Annotated in this window: 21 protein-coding genes; 8 read left to right on the top strand and 13 right to left on the bottom strand. The window is 38.2% G+C overall.

The features are described from left to right. Nucleotides 1-53 precede the first annotated feature (53 nt). Entirely contained in the window at nucleotides 54-2,516 is a 2,463-nt protein-coding gene (gene uvrA / locus CD001_RS06065) for an excinuclease ABC subunit UvrA (protein WP_096186662.1), read from the bottom strand. A gap of 480 nt (nucleotides 2,517-2,996) precedes the next feature. Here uvrA and CD001_RS06060 point away from each other — a divergent pair, with 480 nt between their 5' ends. Then, nucleotides 2,997-3,935: a hypothetical protein gene (locus CD001_RS06060; RefSeq protein WP_257009723.1), complete on the top strand. Its 939-nt coding sequence runs from the start codon at nucleotides 2,997-2,999 to the stop codon at nucleotides 3,933-3,935. A 95-nt stretch (nucleotides 3,936-4,030) separates the two neighbouring features. On the opposite strand, the gene rnz is transcribed toward CD001_RS06060, so the two are convergent. The 6 genes from rnz to CD001_RS06030 all read right to left on the bottom strand — a co-directional run bounded on the left by rnz (nucleotide 4,031) and on the right by CD001_RS06030 (nucleotide 12,184). Further along, the gene (rnz, locus tag CD001_RS06055) at nucleotides 4,031-4,948 is read right to left on the bottom strand and encodes a ribonuclease Z (RefSeq protein ID WP_096186660.1); all 918 of its coding nucleotides are present in this window, start codon (nucleotides 4,946-4,948) and stop codon (nucleotides 4,031-4,033) included. 102 nt (nucleotides 4,949-5,050) lie between these two features. After that, complete coding sequence (locus CD001_RS06050; RefSeq protein ID WP_257009722.1) at nucleotides 5,051-6,547, bottom strand: flavin monoamine oxidase family protein; 1,497 nt, start codon at nucleotides 6,545-6,547, stop codon at nucleotides 5,051-5,053. 147 nt (nucleotides 6,548-6,694) lie between these two features. Next, nucleotides 6,695-9,373 carry a YhgE/Pip domain-containing protein gene (locus CD001_RS06045; RefSeq protein WP_096186659.1) on the bottom strand — a complete coding sequence of 893 codons (2,679 nt, stop codon included), beginning with the start codon at nucleotides 9,371-9,373 and terminating at the stop codon, nucleotides 6,695-6,697. 322 nt (nucleotides 9,374-9,695) lie between these two features. Beyond that, complete coding sequence (locus CD001_RS06040; protein ID WP_096186658.1) at nucleotides 9,696-10,577, bottom strand: hypothetical protein; 882 nt, start codon at nucleotides 10,575-10,577, stop codon at nucleotides 9,696-9,698. Further along, a complete protein-coding gene (locus CD001_RS06035; protein ID WP_096186657.1) occupies nucleotides 10,574-11,533 on the bottom strand; it encodes an ABC transporter permease subunit in 960 nt (319 codons plus the stop codon). The genes CD001_RS06040 and CD001_RS06035 overlap by 4 nt, the downstream gene beginning before the upstream one ends. A gap of 189 nt (nucleotides 11,534-11,722) precedes the next feature. Then, the gene (locus CD001_RS06030) at nucleotides 11,723-12,184 is read right to left on the bottom strand and encodes a hypothetical protein (RefSeq protein WP_096186656.1); all 462 of its coding nucleotides are present in this window, start codon (nucleotides 12,182-12,184) and stop codon (nucleotides 11,723-11,725) included. A gap of 155 nt (nucleotides 12,185-12,339) precedes the next feature. Here CD001_RS06030 and CD001_RS06025 point away from each other — a divergent pair, with 155 nt between their 5' ends. The 3 genes from CD001_RS06025 (at nucleotide 12,340) to CD001_RS06015 (ending at nucleotide 14,835) form a co-directional block, all read left to right on the top strand. After that, nucleotides 12,340-12,912 carry a CGNR zinc finger domain-containing protein gene (locus tag CD001_RS06025; protein ID WP_179298627.1) on the top strand — a complete coding sequence of 191 codons (573 nt, stop codon included), beginning with the start codon at nucleotides 12,340-12,342 and terminating at the stop codon, nucleotides 12,910-12,912. A 40-nt stretch (nucleotides 12,913-12,952) separates the two neighbouring features. Next, nucleotides 12,953-14,128 (top strand): DNA glycosylase AlkZ-like family protein, encoded by a 1,176-nt coding sequence (locus CD001_RS06020; RefSeq protein ID WP_096186654.1) that lies wholly within the window; start codon nucleotides 12,953-12,955, stop codon nucleotides 14,126-14,128. Nucleotides 14,129-14,262: 134 nt separating this feature from the next. Then, nucleotides 14,263-14,835, top strand: coding sequence for a sugar O-acetyltransferase (locus tag CD001_RS06015; RefSeq protein ID WP_407081095.1), 573 nt, complete (start codon nucleotides 14,263-14,265; stop codon nucleotides 14,833-14,835). Nucleotides 14,836-14,942: 107 nt separating this feature from the next. On the opposite strand, the gene mgtE is transcribed toward CD001_RS06015, so the two are convergent. After that, the gene (gene mgtE / locus CD001_RS06010; RefSeq protein WP_096186652.1) at nucleotides 14,943-16,304 is read right to left on the bottom strand and encodes a magnesium transporter; all 1,362 of its coding nucleotides are present in this window, start codon (nucleotides 16,302-16,304) and stop codon (nucleotides 14,943-14,945) included. A gap of 247 nt (nucleotides 16,305-16,551) precedes the next feature. On the opposite strand from mgtE, the gene CD001_RS06005 reads away from it, so the two are divergent. Next, a complete protein-coding gene (locus CD001_RS06005; RefSeq protein WP_096186651.1) occupies nucleotides 16,552-18,384 on the top strand; it encodes an LTA synthase family protein in 1,833 nt (610 codons plus the stop codon). Nucleotides 18,385-18,470: 86 nt separating this feature from the next. Here CD001_RS06005 and CD001_RS06000 read toward each other — a convergent pair whose 3' ends face one another. From CD001_RS06000 to modA, 5 genes are all read right to left on the bottom strand, one after another. After that, nucleotides 18,471-19,064: a carbonic anhydrase gene (locus CD001_RS06000; protein ID WP_257009721.1), complete on the bottom strand. Its 594-nt coding sequence runs from the start codon at nucleotides 19,062-19,064 to the stop codon at nucleotides 18,471-18,473. Between the two features lie 220 nt (nucleotides 19,065-19,284). Then, nucleotides 19,285-20,568 (bottom strand): SulP family inorganic anion transporter, encoded by a 1,284-nt coding sequence (locus tag CD001_RS05995; protein ID WP_096186650.1) that lies wholly within the window; start codon nucleotides 20,566-20,568, stop codon nucleotides 19,285-19,287. Between the two features lie 853 nt (nucleotides 20,569-21,421). Next, nucleotides 21,422-21,628, bottom strand: a complete 207-nt coding sequence (locus CD001_RS05990; protein ID WP_096186649.1) for a hypothetical protein — start codon at nucleotides 21,626-21,628, stop codon at nucleotides 21,422-21,424. A 24-nt stretch (nucleotides 21,629-21,652) separates the two neighbouring features. Beyond that, a complete protein-coding gene (gene modB, locus CD001_RS05985; RefSeq protein WP_096186648.1) occupies nucleotides 21,653-22,309 on the bottom strand; it encodes a molybdate ABC transporter permease subunit in 657 nt (218 codons plus the stop codon). Next, the gene (gene modA, locus CD001_RS05980; RefSeq protein ID WP_096186647.1) at nucleotides 22,306-23,058 is read right to left on the bottom strand and encodes a molybdate ABC transporter substrate-binding protein; all 753 of its coding nucleotides are present in this window, start codon (nucleotides 23,056-23,058) and stop codon (nucleotides 22,306-22,308) included. The genes modB and modA overlap by 4 nt, the downstream gene beginning before the upstream one ends. Before the next feature lie 169 nt (nucleotides 23,059-23,227). Here modA and CD001_RS05975 point away from each other — a divergent pair, with 169 nt between their 5' ends. The 3 genes from CD001_RS05975 to CD001_RS05965 all read left to right on the top strand — a co-directional run bounded on the left by CD001_RS05975 (nucleotide 23,228) and on the right by CD001_RS05965 (nucleotide 25,982). Continuing rightward, nucleotides 23,228-23,890 carry an O-methyltransferase gene (locus tag CD001_RS05975; protein ID WP_306454060.1) on the top strand — a complete coding sequence of 221 codons (663 nt, stop codon included), beginning with the start codon at nucleotides 23,228-23,230 and terminating at the stop codon, nucleotides 23,888-23,890. A gap of 108 nt (nucleotides 23,891-23,998) precedes the next feature. Then, complete coding sequence (locus tag CD001_RS05970) at nucleotides 23,999-24,493, top strand: P-loop NTPase family protein (protein ID WP_096186645.1); 495 nt, start codon at nucleotides 23,999-24,001, stop codon at nucleotides 24,491-24,493. 397 nt (nucleotides 24,494-24,890) lie between these two features. Continuing rightward, the gene (locus CD001_RS05965; protein ID WP_179298626.1) at nucleotides 24,891-25,982 is read left to right on the top strand and encodes a sensor histidine kinase; all 1,092 of its coding nucleotides are present in this window, start codon (nucleotides 24,891-24,893) and stop codon (nucleotides 25,980-25,982) included. Nucleotides 25,983-25,986: the final 4 nt, after the last annotated feature.

Here is a 25,986-nt window from a genome sequence, read left to right as displayed (position 1 = left end):
AGCCCCGAGTCTGAAATATAATCAGAATCAGAACGTTCTTTAAGAATAGTCGGTTAATAGCTTGATAAGTTTTCCAGGAAACTTCCGGTATATGAAGCTTCTGTCGAAGCAATTTCATCAGGGGTTCCTTCAGCAACGAGCCGTCCCCCAGACTCTCCTCCTTCAGGTCCGATATCAATCACCCAGTCCGAGGCTGCAATTACCTCAGTATTATGCTCAACGACAATTACAGAGTTACCAGCATCAACAAGTTTTTGTAATAAAAACATAAGTTTTTTCACGTCAGTCGGGTGCAGGCCTGTTGTCGGTTCATCGAGCAAATAAAGTGTTTTACCTTTCGTTTTTTTACTTAAGTCTTTCGCAAGCTTCAATCGTTGTCCTTCACCACCTGAAAGTGTCGTAACAGCTTGCCCCCATTTCAAATAACCGAGACCGACTTCAGATAACAACTTAATCATTGAGGTAATCTTTTGATTGTTTTGAAAGATAGCCGAGCTTTGTGAAATACTTACATTTAATAGTTCTGTGATCGTAAACCCTTCATAGCGTACCTCTAACACTCCTTCCTTAAACCTTTGCCCGTGACAAACTGGACACTGAATTTTCATATCAGGCAAAAATTGCATATCCATTAATACTTCACCTAATCCTTGACAATGTTCACATCTACCTCCTTTCGTATTAAACGAAAAGTGCTTGGCTTGGAGCTTTCGTGCTTTTGCTTCTGGCAAACTAGCAAATAACGTTCGCAGCTGACTGAAAACATCCGTATAAGTAGCAATGTTCGAGCGTTGCATCCGGCTTAACGGTGACTGAGTTACTTCAACAATATCTTCAACGTTCTCTAAGCCAGTTATGTTCTTACAACCTTCAATAAAAACACCTTTTTTCTTTTGAGAAGCGAGCAAATCAAAAAGGAGAGTCGATTTCCCGGATCCAGAAACTCCTGTTACTGAGACGAAGCATTTAAGTGGAAATGAAACTGTGAGATTTTTTAAATTATGTTTAGTCGCTCCATGAACCGTTATATATTCACCTGAACCGTATCTAGGCTGATATTTAGGCAAGGAACTTTGGAGAAGGTATCGTCCAGTAATAGATTCATTTTGCTCCTTCAATGATAGCAATGGTCCTTCCCCAACTACTCTGCCACCTTGTTCACCTGCCTCTGGCCCCATATCAATAATGTAGTCTGCTTCCTTCATGACAGCGACGTCATGTTCAATCAAAAGAACGGTGTTGCCAAGGTCACGTAACTGTTTCATCACGTTAATTAATCCCTGCGTATCTCTTGGGTGCAACCCGGATGTTGGTTCATCTAAAATGTATAGAACACCCGTTAATCCTGAACCGAGTATGGACGCAAGCCGGAGTCGTTGTGCTTCACCACCAGATAGCGAAATAGCCTGACGATCAAGTGAGAGATAGCCTAAACCAACATGAATAATTCTCTTAACTTTAATTGTCAGGTCGTGTATGAACGTTTCTGCGATTTCCGCATTTTGTGAATTGATTTGTTGTGTTAATTGATTGAGCCAGTTTCTAGCATCTTTAAGTGAAGAACGAGATATTTCAACGATAGAAGCTCCTCCAACTGTTACTTCTCTGCTCGCTTTTTTTAATCGATCTCCGTTGCATTCACGACACTGCTGTTGATAGAAATATTCCGCTTCTCCTGAGTTCCCTTCTTTTTCTTTGTATCTTCGCCACATTCCAGGAATGACACCTTCAAACTTCCCCTTCCCAACACTTTTCGGAGGTTTAACTTGAGGAAAGTGGGCACGAAATTCTTCACTTTCTACCCCGTAATATAGTAAATCCTTCTGGACATCCGTAAACTCTTTTAATGGAATAGCTAGGTCAAATTCAAATCCGTAATGAGAGGCAGCCGCTTCCAAAATCGGACCATTGTACTCTGTATAAAAATCGTGCCAAAATGTGACTGCACCTTCTTGTATACTCTTATTTTCGTCAAAGACATCTGATTCATTAAGCCCTGTTTCTTTCCCTAACCCACCGCATACTTGGCAGGCACCTTCCATCGTATTAAACGAAAAATGACGTCTCGTAAGCGGTTCAACTTCCTGTTGGCATTTTGGGCAATGCATGATCGCACTTACTTGTTCATCATTACTGTTCGCGGTAATCACTTCTCCGCAATGTGGACATGGACGTTCACCGATTTTTTCAAAAATAAGTCGTAAATACGTATACATATCAGTTATGGTTCCTACTGTTGACCGAGGATTTCGATTTGTTATATGTTGACCGATACTAATTGCAGGCGAAAGTCCAACGATCGAATCTACTTTCGGTTTATTTACAGAATCGGTCAACATACCACTCGATTCCATGTATTGTCTTTGACACTCCCGCTGTAAAATATCAAGAGCTAGAGTTGATTTTCCCGAACCTGATGGACCCGTGATGACGACGAGTTGATTTTTAGGAATATCCAATGAGATGTTCTTTAAATTATTTTCTTTAGCTCCTTTAATGGTAATCACATTCTTCATTCTTTTCCTCCTTTTAAGCAGACTGAAATAGGGCAGATTTATTCAAATTTCCACCTCCCTTTCAATTTACAACATTCATGCAAATGATAAAGTTTTCAATGTTATAAGCTTATAAACTAAAATACTTATGAATATTATCCGTCACTTTTAATTAATGTTTTTTAGTAAACTTTGTTCTCCGTATTATGCTGAGGACGTTTGCAGATTGGTTAACTTTTCTCTATATTAAAAAATTAAGCGCTTTAACGAAAGAATTAGATCATATTATTTATAAACTAAAAGAATAAACGTAGACAGTGCTTACAGACATTCCTTAAATAAGTAATCCGAGGCGTACACATATAAGCTTCGGATTTTCTTTGTCGTATGAATGATTCTCTTTCATGCATTTGTTATGATCAAATTAAATATAGAAAATACCTTTAAGGTGAAACCGCTTATGAAAGTGGCCGTATATATGACTGAGGGGGGAAAACGATAATGAAAGACTTAAACGATCGTTTAAAAGATTTGAAAGAACGTATGAGAAAACATCAAAAGTGGCAAGATCATATAGATCGCTCGAAACTGCTCCTTTCCCTTGAAGAGGAACGGCTTCATGACTTTAAGCTCCAACTCGAAAAAGAAAAAGAAGATGTTGAGCGGCTTGAAAATTTTACATTAACAAATATTTTTTATTCGATTACAGGTAAAAAACTCGAAAAAATCGACAAAGAAAAGCAAGAAGTAGCAGAAGTAAAATTAAAATATAGTGAGGCTAAAGAAACCGTTGAAGATTTGCAAAAAGAAATTGCAGAGTATAACGGACTGCTCGCAACATTCACAGGGTATGAAGCTGAATATCATCACCTTCTTGAAGAAAAGGAAAAACTCATACACGATCAGCAATCGTATTGGAGTCATGAACTTTATGAATTAACGGAACAAGAAGCTGAGCTAAAAGCGATGAAAAACGAGTACGAAGAAGCAATCGAGGCTGGCTTAATAGCAGACAATAAAGTAGATCTTGCGATTCAATCGCTAAGTAAGGCTAAAAACTGGTCAACCGTTGATCTGTTTGGCGGCGGGATGATTACGACAGCCGTAAAACATAGCCACCTTGATACGGCCAAAAACGATATTCATGAAGCCCAAAAGGAGCTCCGCCACTTCCAAGATGAGTTAAAAGATATAGAAGATCACTTTAACGCAAAATTAAATATGGGAAATTTCCTCACATTTGCAGATTACTTTTTCAACAGTCTCATTGTTGATTGGATGGTTCACGGGAAAATCAATGACTCCCTTGATCAAGTAGAAAAGGCTAAAAGTGAAGTGTCTGCTATGATGTTAAAACTAAAGAGCGACATAGAAGAAATCACTGCAAAGATCGAAGACATTGCACATCAGCGCATAAAAATGATTGAATCTGCCACATAGCCTACTCCCTTCACGTGAACGTATTTCGTAATTAAGTTACTTAAGGGAGCGGCTTCCCGTTCATCTCTCGCACTTACAATATTGGCAGTCACTCACTATATTTGAAAATGACTTAAGTCTTCTGCTATGTACGTGTTGGAAAAAACGCGCTTTGCTTGTGAAGCAAGGTTTTCGGACTCATCTTTTTGATAACGGGAGCTTATATGATTTAAAATAAGCTGATTAGCTCCTGCTTTTTGGGCTATATCGGCTGCTTGTAAGGTCGTCGAATGAAAATACTCTTTAGCCAAATTTTCTTCTCCAGCAGCAAACGTTGCTTCATGAATAAGAGTATCTGCTCCTTTTGCTAACTTAATTGCGTTTTCTGAGTAACGAGTATCTCCAAGAACGGCAACGACCTTCCCTTTTTTCGGTGGTCCGATAAAATCCTCGCCATTTACAACAGTTCCATTTGCTAATTGAACGCGTTCTCCATTTTTTAATTGTTTTAAGATGGGACCTTCAGGAATTCCATACTCGTGTACTTTATCCATCAATAATGGACCAGGTAAATCCTTTTGTTCAATTCTGTATCCATAGCATGGCAGCCCGTGAATAAGTGGTGCTGTTTTCACTCTCCAATTTGAGTCATGAAACAACGTGCCTTCTTCGTCATGCTCGATCATTTCCAAAGGATACTTTAAGTATGTTCCAGAAACCTTTAGAGCTGTATCAACAAAATCTTTCAATCCTGTTGGTCCATAGATCGTTAGCGTTGATTCAGCTCCTTGGAAAGAACGACTGCCTAACAGACCAGGCAAACCAAAAATATGATCCCCATGTAAATGAGTAATGAATATTTTTTCGATTTTTCGCAGTTTAATGGAAGTATATAAAATTTGATGCTGTGTCGCCTCTCCACAGTCAAACAGCCATGTCGTATTCTTTTTATTTTCTAAGTGCAATGCTAGAGAGGACACATTGCGGTGTTTAGCAGGTACTCCGGCACAAGTACCTAGAAAGGTTACTTTCAACAAGTTTGCCCCCTAACCATAAACGTTATCACTATACTAGAAGTATTTAAGGAAAAATTCAATACGGTTAGGTTGTTCATTTTTTCATCTTTTACATACCTACTATCTTCTCTCGTTCACTTCAATTGCAGCTCTTATACCTGATTCCACAGCTCCTTCGATCCATCCATGCATTTCAGATGTATGCTCTCCAGCAAAGTGTAAAAGCCCCTCTGGTTTCTTAATAATGTCCTCATATCGAGTAACTTGATAAGGTGCATAAAGTGAAAAGCATCCAGCAGAAAAAGGATTGTTTCCCCAACTGAACGACATCCCTTCTAAAAAGTACTCTAATACCGATTCTCCATATATCTCTGTTAAATATCTAAGTGCTTGTGTAATTCTCTCTTCCTCTGATAACGGCTCCCAAACCCTTGCATTATCCCCCCAAGTGTAGCTACCAAGTATAATGTCAGATCCAGGATCTCCAATGTTATGGCTCGGATAATACATTGTTTTAATAGGGAGGTCAGTAATGAGACTACCACCACGTATGCTAAGTTCTTCCCAAAACTTTTCTTCAAATTCCAACCCTATTTTCATTGCTGAAACATAATGAAGCTTTTTTATGACCTCTCTTTTTAAAAAGGATACTGACTCATACGGGACGATATTAACAAATTGAAAAGCGGAAAATGGAATCGTCGTAATCACCGTATCTCCAGAAAAAGTAGCTTCTATTTGACGCCCACTGCTCTTTGTAATGACTTCAACACTTGTTGGGGACTGTTCAATTCGTTGAACAGTTTGATCATAATAAATATTTTCACGAAGAAAAGGTAAAAATGACTTCGGTAGCTGGTCATTTCCTCCTAAAATTTCATAAAACTGAATGTCCTCACGAAAGATTGTATCAATAACATTTCTAAAAATATCAATAAACGATAATTCCGGAAACCCTTCAATACCTAAAATCACTTCAATTTTATATATTGCCTCACTTGATAATGGCCTTGCTAAAGGATTTTCCCTCAAAAACGAGCCAAACGAATATTGATCGAACCTCTCGATAAGTATATTTCGATCGATCTCTGAAACATTCCTATATAGATCAATAAATGGCTGGAGTGCTGTTTCAAGAAGCTGAAATGCTGTTTTGTCTGCTTCATGCTCAGGTAGAGGAAATCTTAATATACGAGGGTTCTCCTCATACTGATATCTTCTAACTAACTGATCGTTTACAAAAATTAAATCATTTTCCGTACTTCCGATAAATGGAATTACGGATAAACCAAATTGCCGGATGAGCTCCATCGTTAAACGGTGATGACCTGGAATTCTCATTGCTCCTGCTTCAAAGTAATTTCTGTTTGAAAATGGGGCTCTTACAGTATAAACACGTCCTCCAATTCTTGTATTTCCTTCGATAATACTGATCGAATGGCCCGCCTGTTTTAATAAATATCCAGCGACAAGGCCTGCCATTCCTGCCCCAAGAATTAATACATGTTTTGGAGACTGAGTTTTAGGTAGTCCTTTTTTCAACACACCGAGCATCTCTCCATCGTTATTATTAGAAGGCATATTTCTCCATGAAGAAAATCTATTTATAACAGCCATGAGCTCCCCCTTTTTTAATTATAAGTATTGATCCATCCCCCCCTTTATTCATATTTCCTTCATCACTAAACCTGTCAACACGCTAACTTGCCTTTACACATAAAAATAGGGAACTGTCCCTCTTAAGGACGGTTCCCGCTTCTGTATTTATTCAACTAAACGGCTTGATTTTGATTTCTCTGCTGTTTCTTCAATCCTAGCAGACAACTTCGCTTTTAACAACAAACCTAGCGCAATTGCGACCAGCCAAAATCCGAGTAATACGAATATATTTATCCAAGCTAAAGATGGAATCACACCACCAACCGCTTCTCGAAGTAAGTTAATCGCATACGTAAATGGTAAGTAAGGGTTGATCGCTTGGAAAAATGGCGGTGCCACCTCGATCGGGAATGTTCCTCCGGCTCCTGATAATTGAAGCACGAGCAGGACGATCGCTAAGGCTTTCCCGATATTTCCGAGCAGTGACGCCAACGTATACACGATCGTCATAAAGACGATTGATACAATGACAGTAAAGAGGATAAATAACAACGGATTAGCAGCATAGACGCCTAACAACAATAAGTTGCCGATGCTTACAATAAGCCCTTGCAAAATACCGACGATTAGGAACAAAATCATTCTTCCTAAATAAATGTCACGTAACGTATATTCAGGTCTTCGGTCAGCAGCATGAACATTCGTCGTAATTAAGTTTGATAATAATAGTGCACCGACCCATAAGCTTAACACCGTATAAAACGGAGCATTAGCTGAACCGTAATTCGGGATTGGATACAGCTCTTCCTCGATCAAGTTTACTGGACTAGCAAAAAATTCACTTTCCTGATCAAGGTCATTTCTCAGAACTGCTATGAGTTCATTTAAGCGGTCCTCTTCTTCAAGCTCACGTATTCTGTCAGCAGCATCCCCCAGGTTTTCTTCAATCTCTGGCATTTGCTCACGAGCAAATTGTGCCAAATCCCTTACAGACTGTTCAATCTCAGGCAAGTTTTCTTCAAGTAGATCAGAAAGTCTCCCATACTCTTCTTCTATTTGAGGAAGATCTTCTCTAATAAAATCAGCAACTGTAGAAACCCGCTCTTCAATCCCAGGTAAGTCATCCCGGATAAAATCAGCTGCTCGTTCAATCGTCTGAATAACAGTTGGTAAATCATCTTGAACGCGCATTACAAGCTCATCAATTCTGTCTTCAATCTCTGGAAATCGATCGATCAACTCACGGATCGTCTCTTCCCCTGTACCGACAATTTCCTCAGCATTTAGTAAAACATCCTCAATTGCTTGTAAGCTTTCGTAAGTATCAGCCATTGAACCGCCTGCATCCTCAAGCTCGGCTTCAAGAGCATCGAGTGCGCTGGAAATGATCTCAGACCCTTCACCATGTAAGAAATGATAAAGTTCATTCGTTGCTCGTTCAGCAGCTTGAGCACGCTCACGAAGTGCAGTTACTTGTTCAGATCCAAGCGTTTCACCCGCTTCAAGTGATTGGACGAGTACATTCAATTCACTTTGCAATAGTTCTAGGTTATCTTTTGCTCTCGTTAATTGATCAATGACTGTAAGTAACTGATCATCGCCTGAATGTTCATAAAGAATCGTATACATTTCAATGGCATTTTCAAGCATCCTCACGTGTGAAGCTAACTGTGTGTCAATACGTTTTAAAGACTCAGCAGCCTCCTCATGTGTTGCCTCATCTTCAAGTAACGATAACACTTCATCCGCTGCAGCAGCTGCTTGATTAGCAAAGAGTACTTGCTGTGTAACAGATTGTAATACAGGGTCGGCTGCTCCCTCTGCTTCATCAATAAATATCATGAGAGCTTCCATATACTCTTCTGCTGAGGCTGTACGCTCCTCAATAGCTGGAAGAATATCTTGAGCTGCTTGAATCGTCTCTTGAGCACTTATTGCTCCTTCCAAGGCTTCCTCAAGCATTTCAGCAATTTGAGAAAAGTGTTCATTGATTCTCCCCATTTCTTCAGCTGCAGCTTCAATCTCCGGAATCGCTTGCTCTAGCTCGAGTACACCTTCACCTAACTCATTAATATCAGACATATGACTTTCAAGGTAAAGGATTTGATTCGCACCATCTCGAACTTGAGGAATTAACTCTTCTAAATCTAAAAATTGCTGTACTCGTTCATCCACTTGGTCCCAGTTATCATCAATATGAATCACCATTTCAGCAAATTCGTTGATTTGTGGAAAACGTTCTTCCAACTCAAAAACGACTTGCTTCATATGACGAATCGTGGGCAGCTCTTCTTCAAGCTGAAGCCCAATATGATCAAATTCTTGAAATAAAGCTTTTGAAGTCTCTTCGACAAACTGATCATTTATTTCCTTGACGATCGTTGTCGCTCCTGCTGATGTCATTTTCGGAGCAATCGCATTGATCTTTTCATTTACTTGATAATGTACTTCAGAAGATATCGGCTCTCCTTCTATGACACTTGCCAAGTCTTCCGAAAACGATGAACTAATAAAAATACTGGCGTAATAATCACCGTATTTGACACCTTGTTCAGCTTGTTGTCTGTCAACAAACTGCCATCCTAAATTTTCATTTTCCATGAGGTTTTCAACAAGTTCCTCACCAATATTGACTTGATGCCCGTCAATTTCTGTACCGACGTCTTCATTTACGACAGCAACTTGAACCCCTTGTGTATTCGCGTATGGATCCCAAGATGCACTTAAATTAAACCAAGCATAAAGGGATGGCAATATCGCCAAACCGATTAGTAAGATCCCAACTAAGGGAACCCTTTTAATATTTTTTAAATCTTGTATAAAAATCTTCCCAGCATTCTTCATTTTTCAACCACCTGTAACATGATGTTAATGTCTTCATAATATTTTCTTAGAAAATTATATCTCTTTGTTTTGCAGATGACAAATATCTACACAACTCCACTGTTCACCTAACGAGTTACACCTTACAAAACAATATATTACCCATTAAAACTCTATATAATAATGAACTATTCCGTATATACGCACCTCAATGGAGATTGGTTTCATTCTATCTTAAAATATTTACTTGTTTTTTACCACTTTCGTTAATATGTACCTTGAAGAGAAAAAACATGAAAAAAAATGAAGGGTTACGATGCACCCTTCATTTCACTTATACATACTAACGTTGAAATTTTTGAAAATATGTTTTTAGCGATAATGCACAATGATGGAACGTAAACATCGCTAATGTAATCGCTACAATAGGAACGAGAGGAATCCAAGGTTCATCTCGAATATATTGCCGCGTATCACTCAACATACTTCCCCACGTACCAAATGTATTTTGAACTTCGACGGGACCTCCATCCATTGTGAACCACTGTTGAGAAATAAACATTGAAAGAAAGCCTAATTGGCCGATTAAGAGCATCACCTTCGCTAATTCCTGAAAAAACATCACCGTCATCGTTGGACCGACATGGCGAAGATCATATTTTCCTAACCGGAACCAGGAGTCAGAACCGGTCATAATTGAAGCCTCGTAAAAAGGTTCTCTTCTTAAATGATGCCATTCTTGTGATAATAAAAATGAAAGTCTTCCGCATTCGATTATGATTAGAAAGAAGACAATATAAAATGTTCTAAAAGTTGCTGCTTCAATAATCGGTAGATTCATAAATAAAATCGCAAGCAAAAGTACCGGCAAGCCTGACAAATAGTGATTCATTTTCTCGGTTATCCAATAGCTTACAGTGCCTTTCTTCCCAACAAAATAACTAATGACGCTTGAAAGAACGAAGCGAAAAAAGGTAATCGCAAAAACGAGCAGCAATGTATTACGCCCAAATAAAAGTACTTGATGGAGCAGGTCTTGACCAAATTCATCTGTCCCTAAAAGGTATTCATTTGATGGCGGTATCGGTGGAAACAACCTGCTCCCGTCTTCCATATCGATAAAAACAACCTTTTCCATTTCAGCTGGTAGAAAAAACGGCACAATCATGCAGGCGAACAGTAGTACAGCGATTAAACTTAACGACACGATATATAAAGGTCTCACCCTTGATCTCCCCCTTTCATGAGTGTTCTTTTAACGAGAACTTGACTCAAATGAGCAAGGTAGATCAAGATAATAAAACATGTAAATAATGCTATGATAACTTCTGGCTCAAACACATTGTCAGATACGATCGAACGATAGCTCCCTTGGTTCGAAGCTCCATGAAACCCCAGCGCAAGATAGCTTCTCATCGCAGCGCCATTTAAATAAAATAAATATTCATAGATCAACAGATTGCTGACGATCATGAGCATAACTGGATGCATATGTGTGATAATCCGGCTCACTATATTTTTCCACTGATGCTTCATTAAAACAACTATTTTACTTAATCCTTTACTATGTGCTGTTTCAACGTACTTCTTCTTATGTTCATCTTCAAGATAATGTTTGACAATAACGGCTAAATAAACTGAAGGGAACATTCCTAATAAAAGTACGGCCATCACGTAGCTATGTATTCCGTGAAAACCATAGATCGAAAAAGATGGGAATCCCCACCGGAACAATGTAAATAATAAAAGTTGAAACCCGAAGTAAAAAAAGAAATCTGGCAAAACCTGTCCTGACCATGTTATCCACGATAAAATTTGACCCGTTATTTTATCTTTTAATTTATAAAGGACTGTCCCGATCATTGCACCAAATAAAGCAGCGATTAGAAAGGTCACGATTATAATTGGCAAACTCCTTTGAAAAAAGTAGATGACTACATCTTCAAAAACAGGATTTCCGTATATATTTTCTCCAAGACTCCCGCGCAGAAATAGATTAGAGAAATAAACACGAAGATTTTCTAAATATTCCTCGATACGCCAATCATAATTTCGTTCTACATGGTAATCGTGCGGGATAAACTGAACACCTCTTGGAATATGTACAAGCAATATAACAGATAAACATAATAAAACGTACTGCACTACAATAAATACTTGATTTAACCATATTTTCATCATAAAGTCCCTGCCCTAAATTATATTTAGATCATTCGTTAATCACATTTTACAAGATCGAGTCAGAAAATTGTTAAAATTCGATAAAAATAATGATATTTTTTTACATTTTCTATCAAAATCCTCGTTCTTTTGTCATGAAATGTAAAAAACGCCAGTGTTGTTTATCAACCTGGCGCACCTTCAAAAATATTAACAGACCATTTGGCGCAGCGATCCTAAATGATAGGCAGAATGTGCTAATGTCGCTAAAGCTGATTGGACTTTTTCCTCACCCCACTCTTCCTCAACCTCTATTTTTTCAATAAAGGTGTCGTATTCTCTTTTAAATTCTTCAAGAATTTCATGCCACTGCTCCTCATTTACTTCGATTACGTTCCAACTGTCATCATCATCATATTTCATCGGCTTATTTGTAAATTGGGAATTCATCACTTTTAAATAATAACAAGTATGGTAGACATGGGAGACAATCGGGGCTTTACTCATCTTTTGTGGCTCTGATACACGTTGTGCAGTTAGTGCTCGCAACGTACCGAAAAGTCCAGCATCAGGGTCGACCGACGTATAATGACTCCCCTTTTCTGATGGACCTTCACACGTTTCCTTCATTAACGTCTTCAACGATTCACTCATCCAACAATCTAACCTCACATCCAACACCCTTTCTTCATTTAATAGATTATTGTTACTATCTAAAACATTACAATGGTGACGAGTCACCTGTCAATACATTTTGATGGTGACATTTTTGTTGCTTTCCTTATCTGTTTCATGTTAAATAGAGAATGAAAGGAATGATCGTTTTCATGAGAAAGGTACCTATTGAAGAGACTGGACAAAAACAAGCTCCAGGTGAGCTTGCTCTCATACAAGCATTTGTGAATTCAAATGACATCGAAAGTCAAAAAGATAAATTTGACAATGCGGAAAAATTGACAGCTTGGCTTATTAACTATGAGTTTTTAAATAAACAAGAAACGGTAACAATTGACGATTGGAATAAAGCACTTGAATTCAGAGAAGCGCTCAGAAAGATTCTCTTAGCTAATAATGGTGAAAATCTTGACCAAATCAGTCTAGAAACCATAAATAAAATTGCTAGAGCGTCTACGTTTCAGTTTCAATTCCAATCAAATAAAGAGATGGAGATCATACAGGTTGGCAGTAGTGTAGATCATGCAATCGGGGATATGATGAAAATCATTTTCCAGGCTATGGGGGATGGGACGTGGAAGCGTCTGAAAACGTGTCCCTACCATACTTGTTACTGGGTATTTTACGACCTTTCTAAAAACTTGTCTGGTACTTGGTGTTCGATGGAGGTTTGTGGAAGTCGAGTTAAATCCCAAAATTACCGAAAGCGTAAGAAAACTCGATAGACGATATTCGTAACCATAAAATAAGTGAGGGGCTGAAAAAATGCTTAAAATCAGTAAACGGAGCGCTCGCCAATTTATCATTAAGAAGCTAGGTTTGTTTTCCAACTACACACGGGATGATTTTCATTCCGTCCTCCAACAGCTTGAATGTGTTCAGCTTGACCCAGTTGCGATCATTGAACGAAATCACCACCTCGTATTAATGAATCGCATCGACGATTATGAACCAGAGATTTTCGGAGAACATTTGAAGCGAAAACAAGCATTTGAATACTTTGCCAATGCCGCTTGTTACATTCCGATGTCTGACTTTCCAATTTTTGAAGCAAAAAGGGAAAAAGTGAAAAAATTGTTAGAAAAAGAACGTCATCAATATAAAGAGACGATTCGGTTTATTTTTAAGCAGTTGGATAAACACGGTTCATTACCGTCAAAAGCCTTTCAATCTGAGGCAAAAGTTGTTGGTGGCTGGGACTATCCTGATAGTGCTAAAACGAAAGAAACTTCTCATGTTCTCAGTATGCTGTTTACTACCGGTGAAATCCAAGTTTGTGGGCGCCAAGGGGCTGAACGCTATTTCGCATTGACAGAGCAGGCGATCCCGCAAAATTACTTAGAAGAAGCGAAAGAAATTAGTCATGAGGAGGCAAGCACTCGCCTCTTACATAAATATTTACGAGCTTATCGATTCATTGATGGAACAGATCCACGCTTCGGCTGGCAAAAAATGAAGGCTGCTGAACGTAGAGAGTCGCTGAAAATTCTGGTTGACAAAGACGTGCTCCTTCCTGTTCAAATTGAAGGTGTTGACCGCCTATACTATATTCTTACTGAAGATAAAGATTCACTTATGAAACTTGAGGAGCAAGATGAATCCTTACCGCTCTCAAATGTTTCTTTCTTGCCGCCTCTCGATAACTTTTTATGGCGCAGAGAACGCATCGAAGACATCTTTGACTTTACATACCGGTGGGAAATCTATACACCTGCAAAAAAGAGAACATACGGACCTTATTCGATGCCTGTTCTCGTTGGAGACCGTCTTGTCGGAAGAGTCGATCCTAAACTAGATCGATCAAAGAAGAAATTAGAAATGACGATGCATTATGAAGATAATGTTGATCGTCAAATTGTAAAAGAGCAGATTCATCATGCAGCAACACGTTTCGGTCAAAGGTTACACGCTGATTCTATAATAATGAAAGAGCAAGGTTAATATCAGGAAAATTTGCTGAGCCGAAAATCCCCTTCACAGTGTGCGACTCCATATGTTTTATTAGACAGGAATCAGATATAGGGAAGCCGAATATAGAAACATGATGGGAATGACAGAAAAACGAGATGGAGTGAATGAATACAATGCCAATGACTGAAAAAGAAAAAATGCTAAAAGGACAATTATATTTGGCGGATGATCCACAGTTAGTCAAAGATCGTGAGTACGCTCGTAAACGAACAAGACTATTTAACGAAACAAGTGAAACGGAACTCGACAAGCGTACACAACTTTTAAAAGATCTCTTTGGCTCTACAGGGGAAAAAATTTATGTAGAACCTACTATACGTTGTGATTATGGCTACAATATCCATGTCGGTGAAAATTTTTACGCAAACTTTGATTGTACTTTTTTAGACGTTTGTGAAATTCTTATCGGTAAAAATTGTTTTATCGCCCCGGGTGTCCATATCTATACAGCGACTCACCCACTTGACCCTGACGAAAGAAATTCAGGTGCCGAATACGGCATTCCCGTCACGATCGGAGACAATGTATGGATCGGCGGCCGTTCTGTCATTAACCCAGGCGTCACAATCGGGAATAATGTCGTGGTCGCTTCTGGCTCTGTCGTCACGAAAGACGTATCAGACAATGTCGTAGTAGGCGGTAATCCTGCAAAGATCATAAAGGAAATCGAGCGATAAACTCAACCAAAAAAATTGAACCAATAATAGTAGACCTTATTAGACCAACGATTTTAATTTATTCCCAATGATTCCCAGGCGCCAGGCACCTGGGAATCATTGGTATTTTATAAATAATGTAATAAGCTTGTTGCGATCGTGAAGTAAATAAATAACCCTAAAATATCATTAACTGTTGTAATAAAAGGACCTGATGCAATCGCTGGATCAAGGTTCAGTTTGTTAATAATAACAGGTACAACAGAGCCAATAATCGTTGCAATACTTAATGTTAAAAACAAGGAAATTCCGACGATAAAAGCTAGTAAAAAGCTTCCATAAATAAACGGTACGATGATCAGTAACACGATTGCACAAATAAGACCGAGCATCAATCCAGTTCCAAACTCCCTTTTTACAGTATGCATTAAGCCTTTCTTTTCAAACGTCCCTGTTGCTAATGAACGGACCATAACAGCGAGAGACTGAGTACCAGTATTACCAGCAGAGTCCATAATCAGCGGAATAAAAACGGCAAGCAGGACAATTTCTTCAAGAGTTTCTTCAAATTGTCCGATCACCCCTGCAGTTATTAATCCGAAAAACATTAATAGAATAATCCATGGTGATCGCTTTTTTGCGGCTGTAAATGAACTAATGTTGACATCAGTTGCTCCTTTCGTTGCTGTAAACTCACCAAAGTCTTCATCGGTTTCTTCTTCCATCACGTCCATAACATCATCTACGGTCACAATCCCAATTAATTCATTCGTACTCGTTACAACAGGGGCAGCAAGAAAGTCATAGTCTTTAATAAGCTTTGCGACTTCCTCTTGATCTGTATGCGCTTCAATTGACACGACTTGTGTACTCATAATGTTTACGATTTGCTCTTCGAGTGGAGCAACAATTAAGTCGCGTAATGAAATAACACCAACGAGCTTGTCCTTTTCATTAATTACATATAAATAATAAATTGTCTCCGCATCTGGTCCCATTTGCCGCAAATGATCCATCACACTAGATGCCGTATCCGTAGCTTTTATCGAAATAAATTCCTTCGTCATAATCGCCCCGGCTGTTTCAGTCGGATACGATAGAAGTTCAATGACTTCGTCAGCTTCGACTTTATCCATCGTCTTTAAAATTTCTTTAGCATGAGGTTCATTAATTTCACTGAAAAAGTCCGCTGCATCGTCAGCTTGCATATGATTGAACATTTCTGCTGCATAATCCTTATCCAGTTCACTAACGACAAGCTTTTGCGTATCAACGTCTAAGCCTTGGAATATATCAGCAAACTCCTCAGCTGATAAATAGTCATAGACGTACGGCCGCTTTTCAGTAAACAACGTTTGGAAAAGTTCCACTTGATCAGTAGGATGAAGCTCTAAATATTTTTCACGAAACTGAGCTTTTTGCTGATCTTTAATCGTTTGAAAAATTGCTTCAAAATATAATTCCCTCGCATCTTCATTTAACCGTTTCATGATTTCCACCTCAAACTTCTTAAAATATGTAACATTAACCGAATAAGTATTTTAAAGGTTAATATACCCATCTAATTCAGATGAAAACCAACTGTAAAAATTAGTGGATTCTAGCCCCACCTGTATACAAAATAAACTACAAAATATGTAAACTCATGATTTCTGTTGTTAAACAAATGCTACGTGTATTAACATAAAAATTATGACCTTAATACGATACACACATTTGAAAGGTGGTGAACGAAAGGTGAAAACATTTTTTCGTAATCATCGACTCATGCTCCTTTGCTTAACCATCATATGGTTAAAAACGTTCATTGTGTCAGAAGTAACATTTCACATAAACATTAATAAATTTCTTGAAGCTGTCATCTTTGCATTTAATCCATTAGTCTTTCTCATTGCGTTATTCAGCATAGGCTTATTACTTAAGCCGAAGTTTCAATTCATTTACTACTTTTCAGTGAGCTTGCTATTATCCGTTATTTTATATTCAAACGTCGTTTACTATCGTGAATTCAGTGATATTATTACACTCCCTCTGCTATTAATGAGCGCTAATATGGGCGATTTAAGTACAAGTATCGTTGAACTCATACATTGGACGGATGTTATTTATTTCATCGACCTTTCCGTTATTGGCTTTCTTATGTACAAACAGCCTTCATGGTTAACCGTTACGAAAGTGTATTTTAGCAAAGCAAAAATACCAGCCATTACACTTCTTCTTTTATTAGTTATCGGATTAACTCAAGTGAAAGTTCTCGATCAAAAACATTCATTTAATCGTGATCAGCTCATTCAATCGCTCGGAATTTATAACTTTTATCTGTATGATGCATATCTTCATGCTTTTACGAACACACAAACGATTTTATCTGAAGAAGACGATTGGTCAACCATTCATGAATACTTAGATGAAAACCGCGCAGATCCAAACCTTTCTAAATTCGGAGTTGCTGAAGACATGAATGTAATTGTCGTCTCTTTAGAATCCGTAGAAAGCTTTGTCATCGGGGAAACGTTGAATGGTGAAGAAATTACGCCTTTTTTAAATGAATTAATAGAAGAAAGCTTTTACTTTGAAAATTTTTATTATCAAACTGGTCAAGGGAAGACGTCAGACGCCGAATTTATTATTAACAATTCCTTATATCCACTCGGAAGAGGCGCAGTTTTCCTAACACACGATGGAAATGAATATCATGCTTTACCGGAAATTTTAGCTAATGACGATTATCATACAGCTACATTTCATGCGAACAATCAAGCTTTCTATAACCGAGATGTTATGTATGATCAGCTAGGCTATGAAGATGTTTATTCCTTTAGTGATTATGACATTTCAGTCATGAACTCTGTCGGGTGGGGAATGAAAGACATTGATTTTATAGAGCAGTCAATGGACTTCATAAAGGAACTTCCAGAGCCTTTTTACGGTACGATCTTAACGTTAACAAACCACTTTCCATATGAATTAGATGAAGAAGATCAGTTTATTGATGAGTTTGATTCTGACAGTGATATTGTGAATCGTTATTTTCCTACAGTTCGCTATACCGATGAGGCGATGAGGGTGCTTGTTGATGAATTGAAACGAGAAGGATTGTATGAAAACACGATTCTCGTCATGTATGGGGACCATTATGGTATTGCCAGCAGTCATTACGGTGAACTCGGGAAGTTTTTAGAAAAAGACCTTACATTATATGAAGCAGTTAAGCTAGAGCGTGTCCCATTGATCATACATATCCCGGGTATGGAAGGAGAAACGTTAGACACTGTTTCAGGTCAAATTGATGTCATGCCAACGCTATTAAATTTACTCGGGATACCCGAAGAGGATATAACAATGTTTGGCAGTGACCTTTTTTCTGCAAACCGCGATGACTTTACAGTATTAAGAGACGGCAGTGTCATAACCGACGAGCTCATCTATTCAAATGACCGTTGTTTCGATCATCAAACTGGAAATGAATTGGATGTAGATGATTGCAAGCTGATCAGAGAAGAAGGATCAAATGAGCTCCATTATTCAGATAAAATTATTTACAGAAATTTGTTCCAATTTTTATATTAAAAACAGTAAAAAAGCCAGTCTTCATTACTTAGTTGTAATAGAGTGACTGGCTTTTTTTACGAGCAAAGTCGGTTCCTGTATCTCACCTATTTCGAACCGATCTCTTTTATTTGGTCAACTTGTTCTTCCTCAGTAACATATTCTAATTCTCCAGTACCTAAATTAAAAACCATCCCTATAACAGGAATACCTTGACCGTGTTCCATATAAATCGGGTGGTTTTTCATGTTTTCAACTTGTGATAAAACATTTTGAATCGATAAATCTCTCGATGAAAATGACTTATTTTTTTCCTCCATCGGTAAGCTTTCTTGAATGTGTGAAAGCCATGGCTGCAGTTTTTCATCCTTGCTTTCTCCCCAAGCTGCTTCCACTCCGCCACAACCAGTATGTCCAATTATAATAATATAGCTCACTTTCAAATAATGCAGTGCAAAATACAGCCCCGTAGAAAAGCTATCATCACGATGGTTAACTTGGTTTGCAACATTTCTATGGATAAACATGCTTCCTAATGTCATCCCAGTAATTGTTGTTGGACTCACTCGCGAATCACTGCATGACAATATGAAAAAATCAGGAGATTGACCTTCTTTTAGCTTCGAAAAAAAGTCAGGATCAACCTCATTCATATGTTTTACAAACTCCCGGTTTCTCTGCTTTAAAATATCAGCTGTCAAAATAGAACACCTCTTTATTTTTTTGCAATTACATCGTTCATTTTATTGGGGATGTATTCTATATATTTACATACACAGCCTACTTTTTGCAACAGGACTTATAACGAATATTAACAAAACTTTGCTGTCGTTAAAGAGGTTCTCTAATTGTACTTACCTATGCTTTTGGACAATCATCCTAAGGTTATATAAATTCTGATAGTATAAAATAAACCTTCCTTCACTTTGAATTTTCCATTTCCCAGCTGAGCTTACTCTGTTGATAAACGTAAACGACAAATGAAAAAATGACACCTGTGGCAATACCCACTTCAATTCCAAATATGATCGTCGCAAAAAACGTGACGACAAGTGTGACTGAATCAACTCGTTTAACCTTCCATAAATGCATGAGTTCCTTAACATCAACGAGTCCAAATACAGCGACGATGATAATCGCAGCAAGCACTGCCTGGGGCAAATAATAAAACAGAGAGGTGAAAAAAAGTAATGTGAAGATAATAAAAACCGCTGTCATAATCGATGCTAAACGAGATTTCGCTCCCGCTTCGTAGTTCACAGCAGAGCGCGAAAATCCCCCCGTAACTGGAAATCCAGAGAAAAAGCTCGCCCCTACGTTCGCCACTCCTAAAGCACGGAGTTCCCGATTCGGATTGATCTGATACTTTTCTTTTTCAGCGATTACTTTTGCCATCGCATATGATTCAACAAATGCAATGATTGAAATCGTAACCGCAATCGGCAAAAGCGTTGTAATCGTTACAAAATCGAAGCTTGGTACAGAAACGTTCGGCAGACCACTCGGGATCTCTCCAACGATTTTTACTCCTTGTTCATGTAAGCTAAAGGTCGATACAACGATGATTGAAACAATGACAACAACAAGCGGTCCGGGAAGCTTCGGAACTTTCTTTTTGAAGAAAAATAAAGTGAAAATGCACGCTAAGCCGATGATTAACGTTATCGTATGAATGTCAGTTATGTTGCTTCCTGCTTCATAAAGAATGAGAAACACATTCTTGGAGTTTCCTAACTCAACACCTAATAAATGAGTTAATTGACTGAAGGCAATCATCAAGGCAGCCGCAGATATAAAACCACTTATCACTGCATGTGAAATAAGCTTTGTAATCGCACCTAATTTAAATAATCCAAGTAAAAATTGAATGAGTCCGACAAGTAACGTTAAAACAATGACATAAGTAAAATAGTCATCAGATCCAGGCTTGGCTACTCCCGATACCCCAGTAAAAACAAGAAGGGAGATCATCGCAACTGGACCAACCGCAAGCTGCCGCGACGTCCCGAAAAAGGCATAAATAATAAGTGGAACCGTAGACGCATAGAGCCCGGACACAGGCGGCAGACCAGCAAGCATCGCATACGCCATCCCTTGAGGAATAAGCATAATCGCAACGATTAAACCTGCGTTAAGGTCTCCACGAAAATCTCTCCTTAAATCATAGTCGTGCAGTTCATTTATTAATGGAATCCACTTACGCATTCGCCCCACCTCCTTGTTCACAAAATTGTCAGGGACCTGGTCCCTGACAATTTTTAAGATTTTATTAATCAATATTTCAAAACTCCACTTTCTTTTGCTTGTTTATCCGTTTGTTTCCTGGTGATTTCGCCCATGTGGCAGATCTGCTTTCGCTCCTTTATTTGTTACATGCACTTTAAGAACCTCTCCGTTTTTTTCATGTATCGATCGCTTTTTTACTTTCACAATCTACTTCAGATCCGCTAACCATTTTTTCCTTTAACGAATTTAGTCAAGAAGCTCCCTCTTCAAGTGTGTGAAGATCATAGAGACGAAAGGTTGCTTTCGTCGTGGAAGTGAGGAGCGTAGCTAAGTGGTGAGTCGTTCACCATGAGCGTACTTTCCATTATTACCAACTCCTTATCGTTTTATCACTCATTTTTTCTAGTGAATAAAACACTTTTCCGTTCCTTAAATAAATCGATATACTCATTATTCGTTTATTGCACACTGATTTGGGCTAATTTCCATTACTGTTTATCGGATCAACTTTCCCCATATACGTTTAACGAAATTCTTAGTACGCATTTAGCTCAGGTAGTAAATGTCACTCACCTTTGGACTCCTTTCATCATTTGTTCACAAAATTGTCACAGACCTGGTCCGTGAACTTTTCCTCTCGACAAATTCGTAATCTGTCATTGCAGGGAAAAGCAATTTTTAAAAGAATGATAGGACATCTTGTCAAACAATAGTTAAACAAACGTTTGTTTAGTCCGTACCTCTCCCTTTCCAGCCCAAATGAAAAACCTCCAGGACTCGATATCCAAGAGGTTTATTATGGAGGTACAGCCTGTACCTTTTATTCAACTCGTCAGCCACCTTTTATACACGTTCGATTTGAGCTGCCGATCGTTTTGTTCAATTGTATAATGAGCAAATCACATATCTGCTCATTTTGAACAACTTCCTGTATTGAGCGATTCGATTGTGAAGAAATACGGTACTTTGCAAAAATGACTTCTGTTTCCGGCCAACTGCTAACAATACCGGACACCGGCATTTCCTTTGTAATGACCATCTTTACCCTCGCCTTCACATAAACTTATTTAAACCATCGATGAATCAAATATAAAAAGACCACCGTTGCACACGTTAAAATGAATACCATCATATGTGCATCCATCATCCGATCAGCTTGGACCGCATCATAAATTGCAATTGACAGCGTTTGTGTCCTGCCAGGAATATTACCTGCAACCATTAATGTTGCTCCAAATTCCCCCATTGCCCTTGCAAAACCGAGAACGAGTCCTGCCAAAATCCCTTTATACGATAAGGGGATTACAATATATCGCAAAAGTTGAAATTTACTTGCTCCATCTAACTCAGCTGCTTTCATCGTATCTTTGTCTATCGATTCAAATGATGCTTGAATCGGTCTCACAAGCAACGGTAATGCTGCAATCGCTGCTGCAATGACGGCAGCTTGCCACGTAAAAATAATCGTCTGCCCTGTCACAGCTTCAAACCACTGTCCAATTGGACTGTTCCGCCCTAAAACGACTAATAAATAGTAACCGAGAACAGTTGGAGGAATGACCAATGGAATCGTAATAATAATTGAGAAAAATTGCGTTAACTTATTTTTATTAAATGCTACCCACCAAGAAAAGAAGATTCCAACAATGAAAGCTGCTGCTGTCGCGATAACCGATATTTTTAACGATAGCAGTAATGGCGTAAGTACTGATTGTGTCATTGGTTATCAAACCCATATGACTTAAGAATTCCTTGACCTTCTTCACTTAAAATAAAGTCAGAAAACTGTTCAGCCAGTTCCTTGTTATTTGTTTGCCGCGGAATTGCCAATGCCTGTCTAATCGGCTCGTGTAATTGTCCATCAATTTTTTCGAAATAAAGATCCGTCTCATTCATGAGCGCTAAAGCGATGATCCCGACATCAGCATTACCTGATTCAACATATTGATATGCTTGCCTAATGTTTTCCGCATACACAATTTTCGGTTCTACTTCATTCCATATTTCTAACGATTCAAGTGCCTCCTTTGCGGCTTTTCCATATGGGGCATGTTCAGGATTAGCAATCGTTACGGTCGTTACATCATCATTTAACAAAAATTCACCTTGATCATCAATGTTCACTTTTGGAGTGTGCATGAAGACGATCGTTCCCCTTGAATAATACGCTTTAGAATCCTCATAAACCGCTTCACGATCAATGAGTTGATCTATATATGAATCATGAGCAGCCAAAAACAAATCGAATGGTGCCCCTTCTTGAATTTGTTGAGTTAACTGCCCAGTCGATCCGTATGTAAATTCGATCTCAACATCTGTTTTTTCAGTAAATGCATGACCAACTTCAGTTAAAGCATGATACATGTCCGAAGCCGCTGCTACATAAAGAGTATCTGATTGTTCAGTTGCCGAGCTGCAACCTCCGATAAAAAATAAACTAAAAACTAGAAAATAAACGGTCTTTTTCATTTTTTTCTGCCTTTCATTACAAAAATATACACCACTATAAGAATACCATTCATGTCATAAACTCGTCATGTATATAATCAGATCCCTAGCCAAGTTTATTGAATTAAAAGATATTTCATTATATGTTAGAAGCAGGTTAAATAAATGGAAGATAGGAGCGATCTCGAATATGGAAAAATGGGAGCAAGTAGAACAATATTTTAATTCGCATTTATTAAAGAAAGATGCTGTGTTAGAAGAAGTACTGAAAGAAAATCAAGCAGCTGGTCTTCCAGCAATTGACGTAGCCCCTCACGAAGGGGAACTGTTGCACATTCTTGCAAAATTAAAAGGTGTCAGCAGTATCTTAGAAATCGGTACATTAGGCGGATACAGTACAATTTGTCTCGGTCGTGCTCTTCCGGAAAATGGAAAGCTTGTTACACTCGAATATTCTGAAAAGCATGCGCAAGTTGCCGAGAAAAATATCGCGAGAGCGAAGCTTGAAAATAAAATTCATATCATTGTCGGCAAAGCGCTTGACTCATTACCAACATTAGAGAAAAATGGTTTTAAAAACTTTGACCTCATTTTTATTGATGCGGATAAGAAAAATAACCCTCATTATTTAAATTGGGCGTTAGATCTTGCACAGCCAGGAGCGATGGTCATTATTGATAACGTCGTTCGTCATGGGGAAGTTGTGAATGCAGGAAGTAATGATGAAAGTGTCCAAGGTACTCGTGAAATGGTTGATCTACTTGCCACAGATTCAAGAATCGACTCAACTGCGATTCAAACAGTTGGCAGTAAAGGGCATGACGGATTCATTATCGGGATCGTCAATAAATAAGATTTAGGGAGGCGGAATCCTTCTTTTACTTTCCTTTGAGGAACATCCTTCGAAAAGGGTGTTCCTCATTTTACTAGTAAATATGATAAGAAAATGGAGTGACGATAGATGAAAATACATATTTCAGGAGGATCTGGAAGCGGAAAAACGTATGCAGCTAGCATTTTAAGTAAAAAGCTAGCCCTTCCCCACTATGATTTAGATGACTTGTTTTGGGACCACACTTCTACATATTATGGAAAAAGAACCGATCCGATATTGAGAGATCAAAAATTAAAATCTATCGTTCAGCAGGACAAATGGATAATTGAAGGCGTCTATCTGTCCTGGGCAGCCCCTAGTTTTTCAGCAGCTAATAAGATTATCGTATTAATACCTGCATTATCTGTCCAAGAAAAACGAATATGGGAACGCTACGAACAGCGGAAGTCATACGAAACAGGTAAACATAAACGAGAAACATATGAAAGTATCCAAGAATTAATAACTTGGAACAAAAATTATAATAAAAAGTTCCTTCCTGACTTCTTAAACTACAATCTGTATCAAGAAAAAATCGCAGTTTTTGAAAATAATGATGACGTCATTCGTACATTTTTATGACCAGGTGAAATTTCTAGTTAGATTTCATCTGTCTTATATGACTTCAGCTTTCATAATGAAACAATGAATAATGAGCAGGCTCGAAATGAGGAACTTACCAATGGAAGAGCCTTTTACATCCTCTTTCGGTCTCGCGTATATATGAAAAATATTTGATCATCTTCCATTTTTAGATTCCTTCCACATTTTCTTCTCTAAAATACTAACAGTTCGTCTGGATATTACCAGTTTTCTTAAAAATACTCTCGTCTCTCTAATTTACTATACATTCTGTCATTTTGTAATTCTGGAGGATAGCACTTTAAACTCAACATCTTTGATTTTTGCCTCGACTCGCACTTCAATTTATTGTATAGTACACTATTTTCAATAGATGAACATAGTAAGGAGCAGTAGAATGTCCATTAAACGAAAGCTGTTAGCATCGAACCTCGGAATGATCATCATCCCGATTATCGCCTTTTTTATGATCGAAATTGGCTTAGCATTACTATTGTTTAGGTTTTTCAACCTTGAATCGAATACCGACAATACAGCACTCTTTATCTCCATCCGATTCATATTAATTATACTTGTTATTGCGGTTACGAATACGATCTTGACTTATTATGTTTACAGACAAATAATAAAGCCGATCCAAGACTTAATGAAAGCTGCTGAAAAAATGAAAGCGGGAGACTTTGAAAGTGAAGTGCGTGTACATAGACAAGATGAACTCGGAAAACTGTCTGAAGTCTTTAATGATATGAGAAAGGAAGTAAAGGCATCACAAGAACTTCAAGCTTCCTATCATAATTATCGGAGAGAGCTCATTTCAAACTTGACACATGATCTGAAGACACCTATCACTTCGATTAAAGGATATGTCGAAGGCATTCGTGATGGTGTTGCTAATACTCCCGAGAAACTAGACAAATATACAGAAGTGATTTTTCAAAAGACGAATGAACTCGACCATCTAATCAATGAACTTTCACTATATAACAAGCTCGAAACGAATGAACATCCAATGAATTTAGAGCCTGTCAATATAAAACAATTTCTCACTGAAACAACCGACGACATTAATGCGGATCTTGAAATGAGAAATATCCATACGTATTTAGAAACGAATGAGTTACCCGATACATTCGTTCAAGCCGATAAAATTCAGCTAAAGCGTGTCATATTTAATATTATTGAAAACAGTGTCAAACACTTCCACCTCGATGAAAAAAATATTTGGATTCGAGCAGTTAAAAAAGTAGACTCCGTCGAGATTAAGATTCAAGATAACGGACCTGGCATTGAGCAAGATGACTTACCTTTCATTTTCGACCGTTTTTACCGAGCAGACGAAGCGAGAAATTCGGCATCTGGAGGCAGTGGATTAGGTCTAGCAATTGTGAAACAAATCATTGAATCTCATCATGGTACTGTCCGTGCTGAAAGTCAACCCGGCATAGGAACAACGATCATTTTTTCATTGCCAATCGAGCATAAGGAGTGATTCA

It is taken from the genome of Evansella halocellulosilytica, from assembly GCF_002335745.1.
Taxonomy (GTDB): Bacteria; Bacillota; Bacilli; order Bacillales; family Salisediminibacteriaceae; genus Bacillus_CA; species Bacillus_CA halocellulosilytica.
Note: the sequence above shows the minus strand (reverse complement) of the source record. Positions and strands in the feature narration are given on the sequence as shown.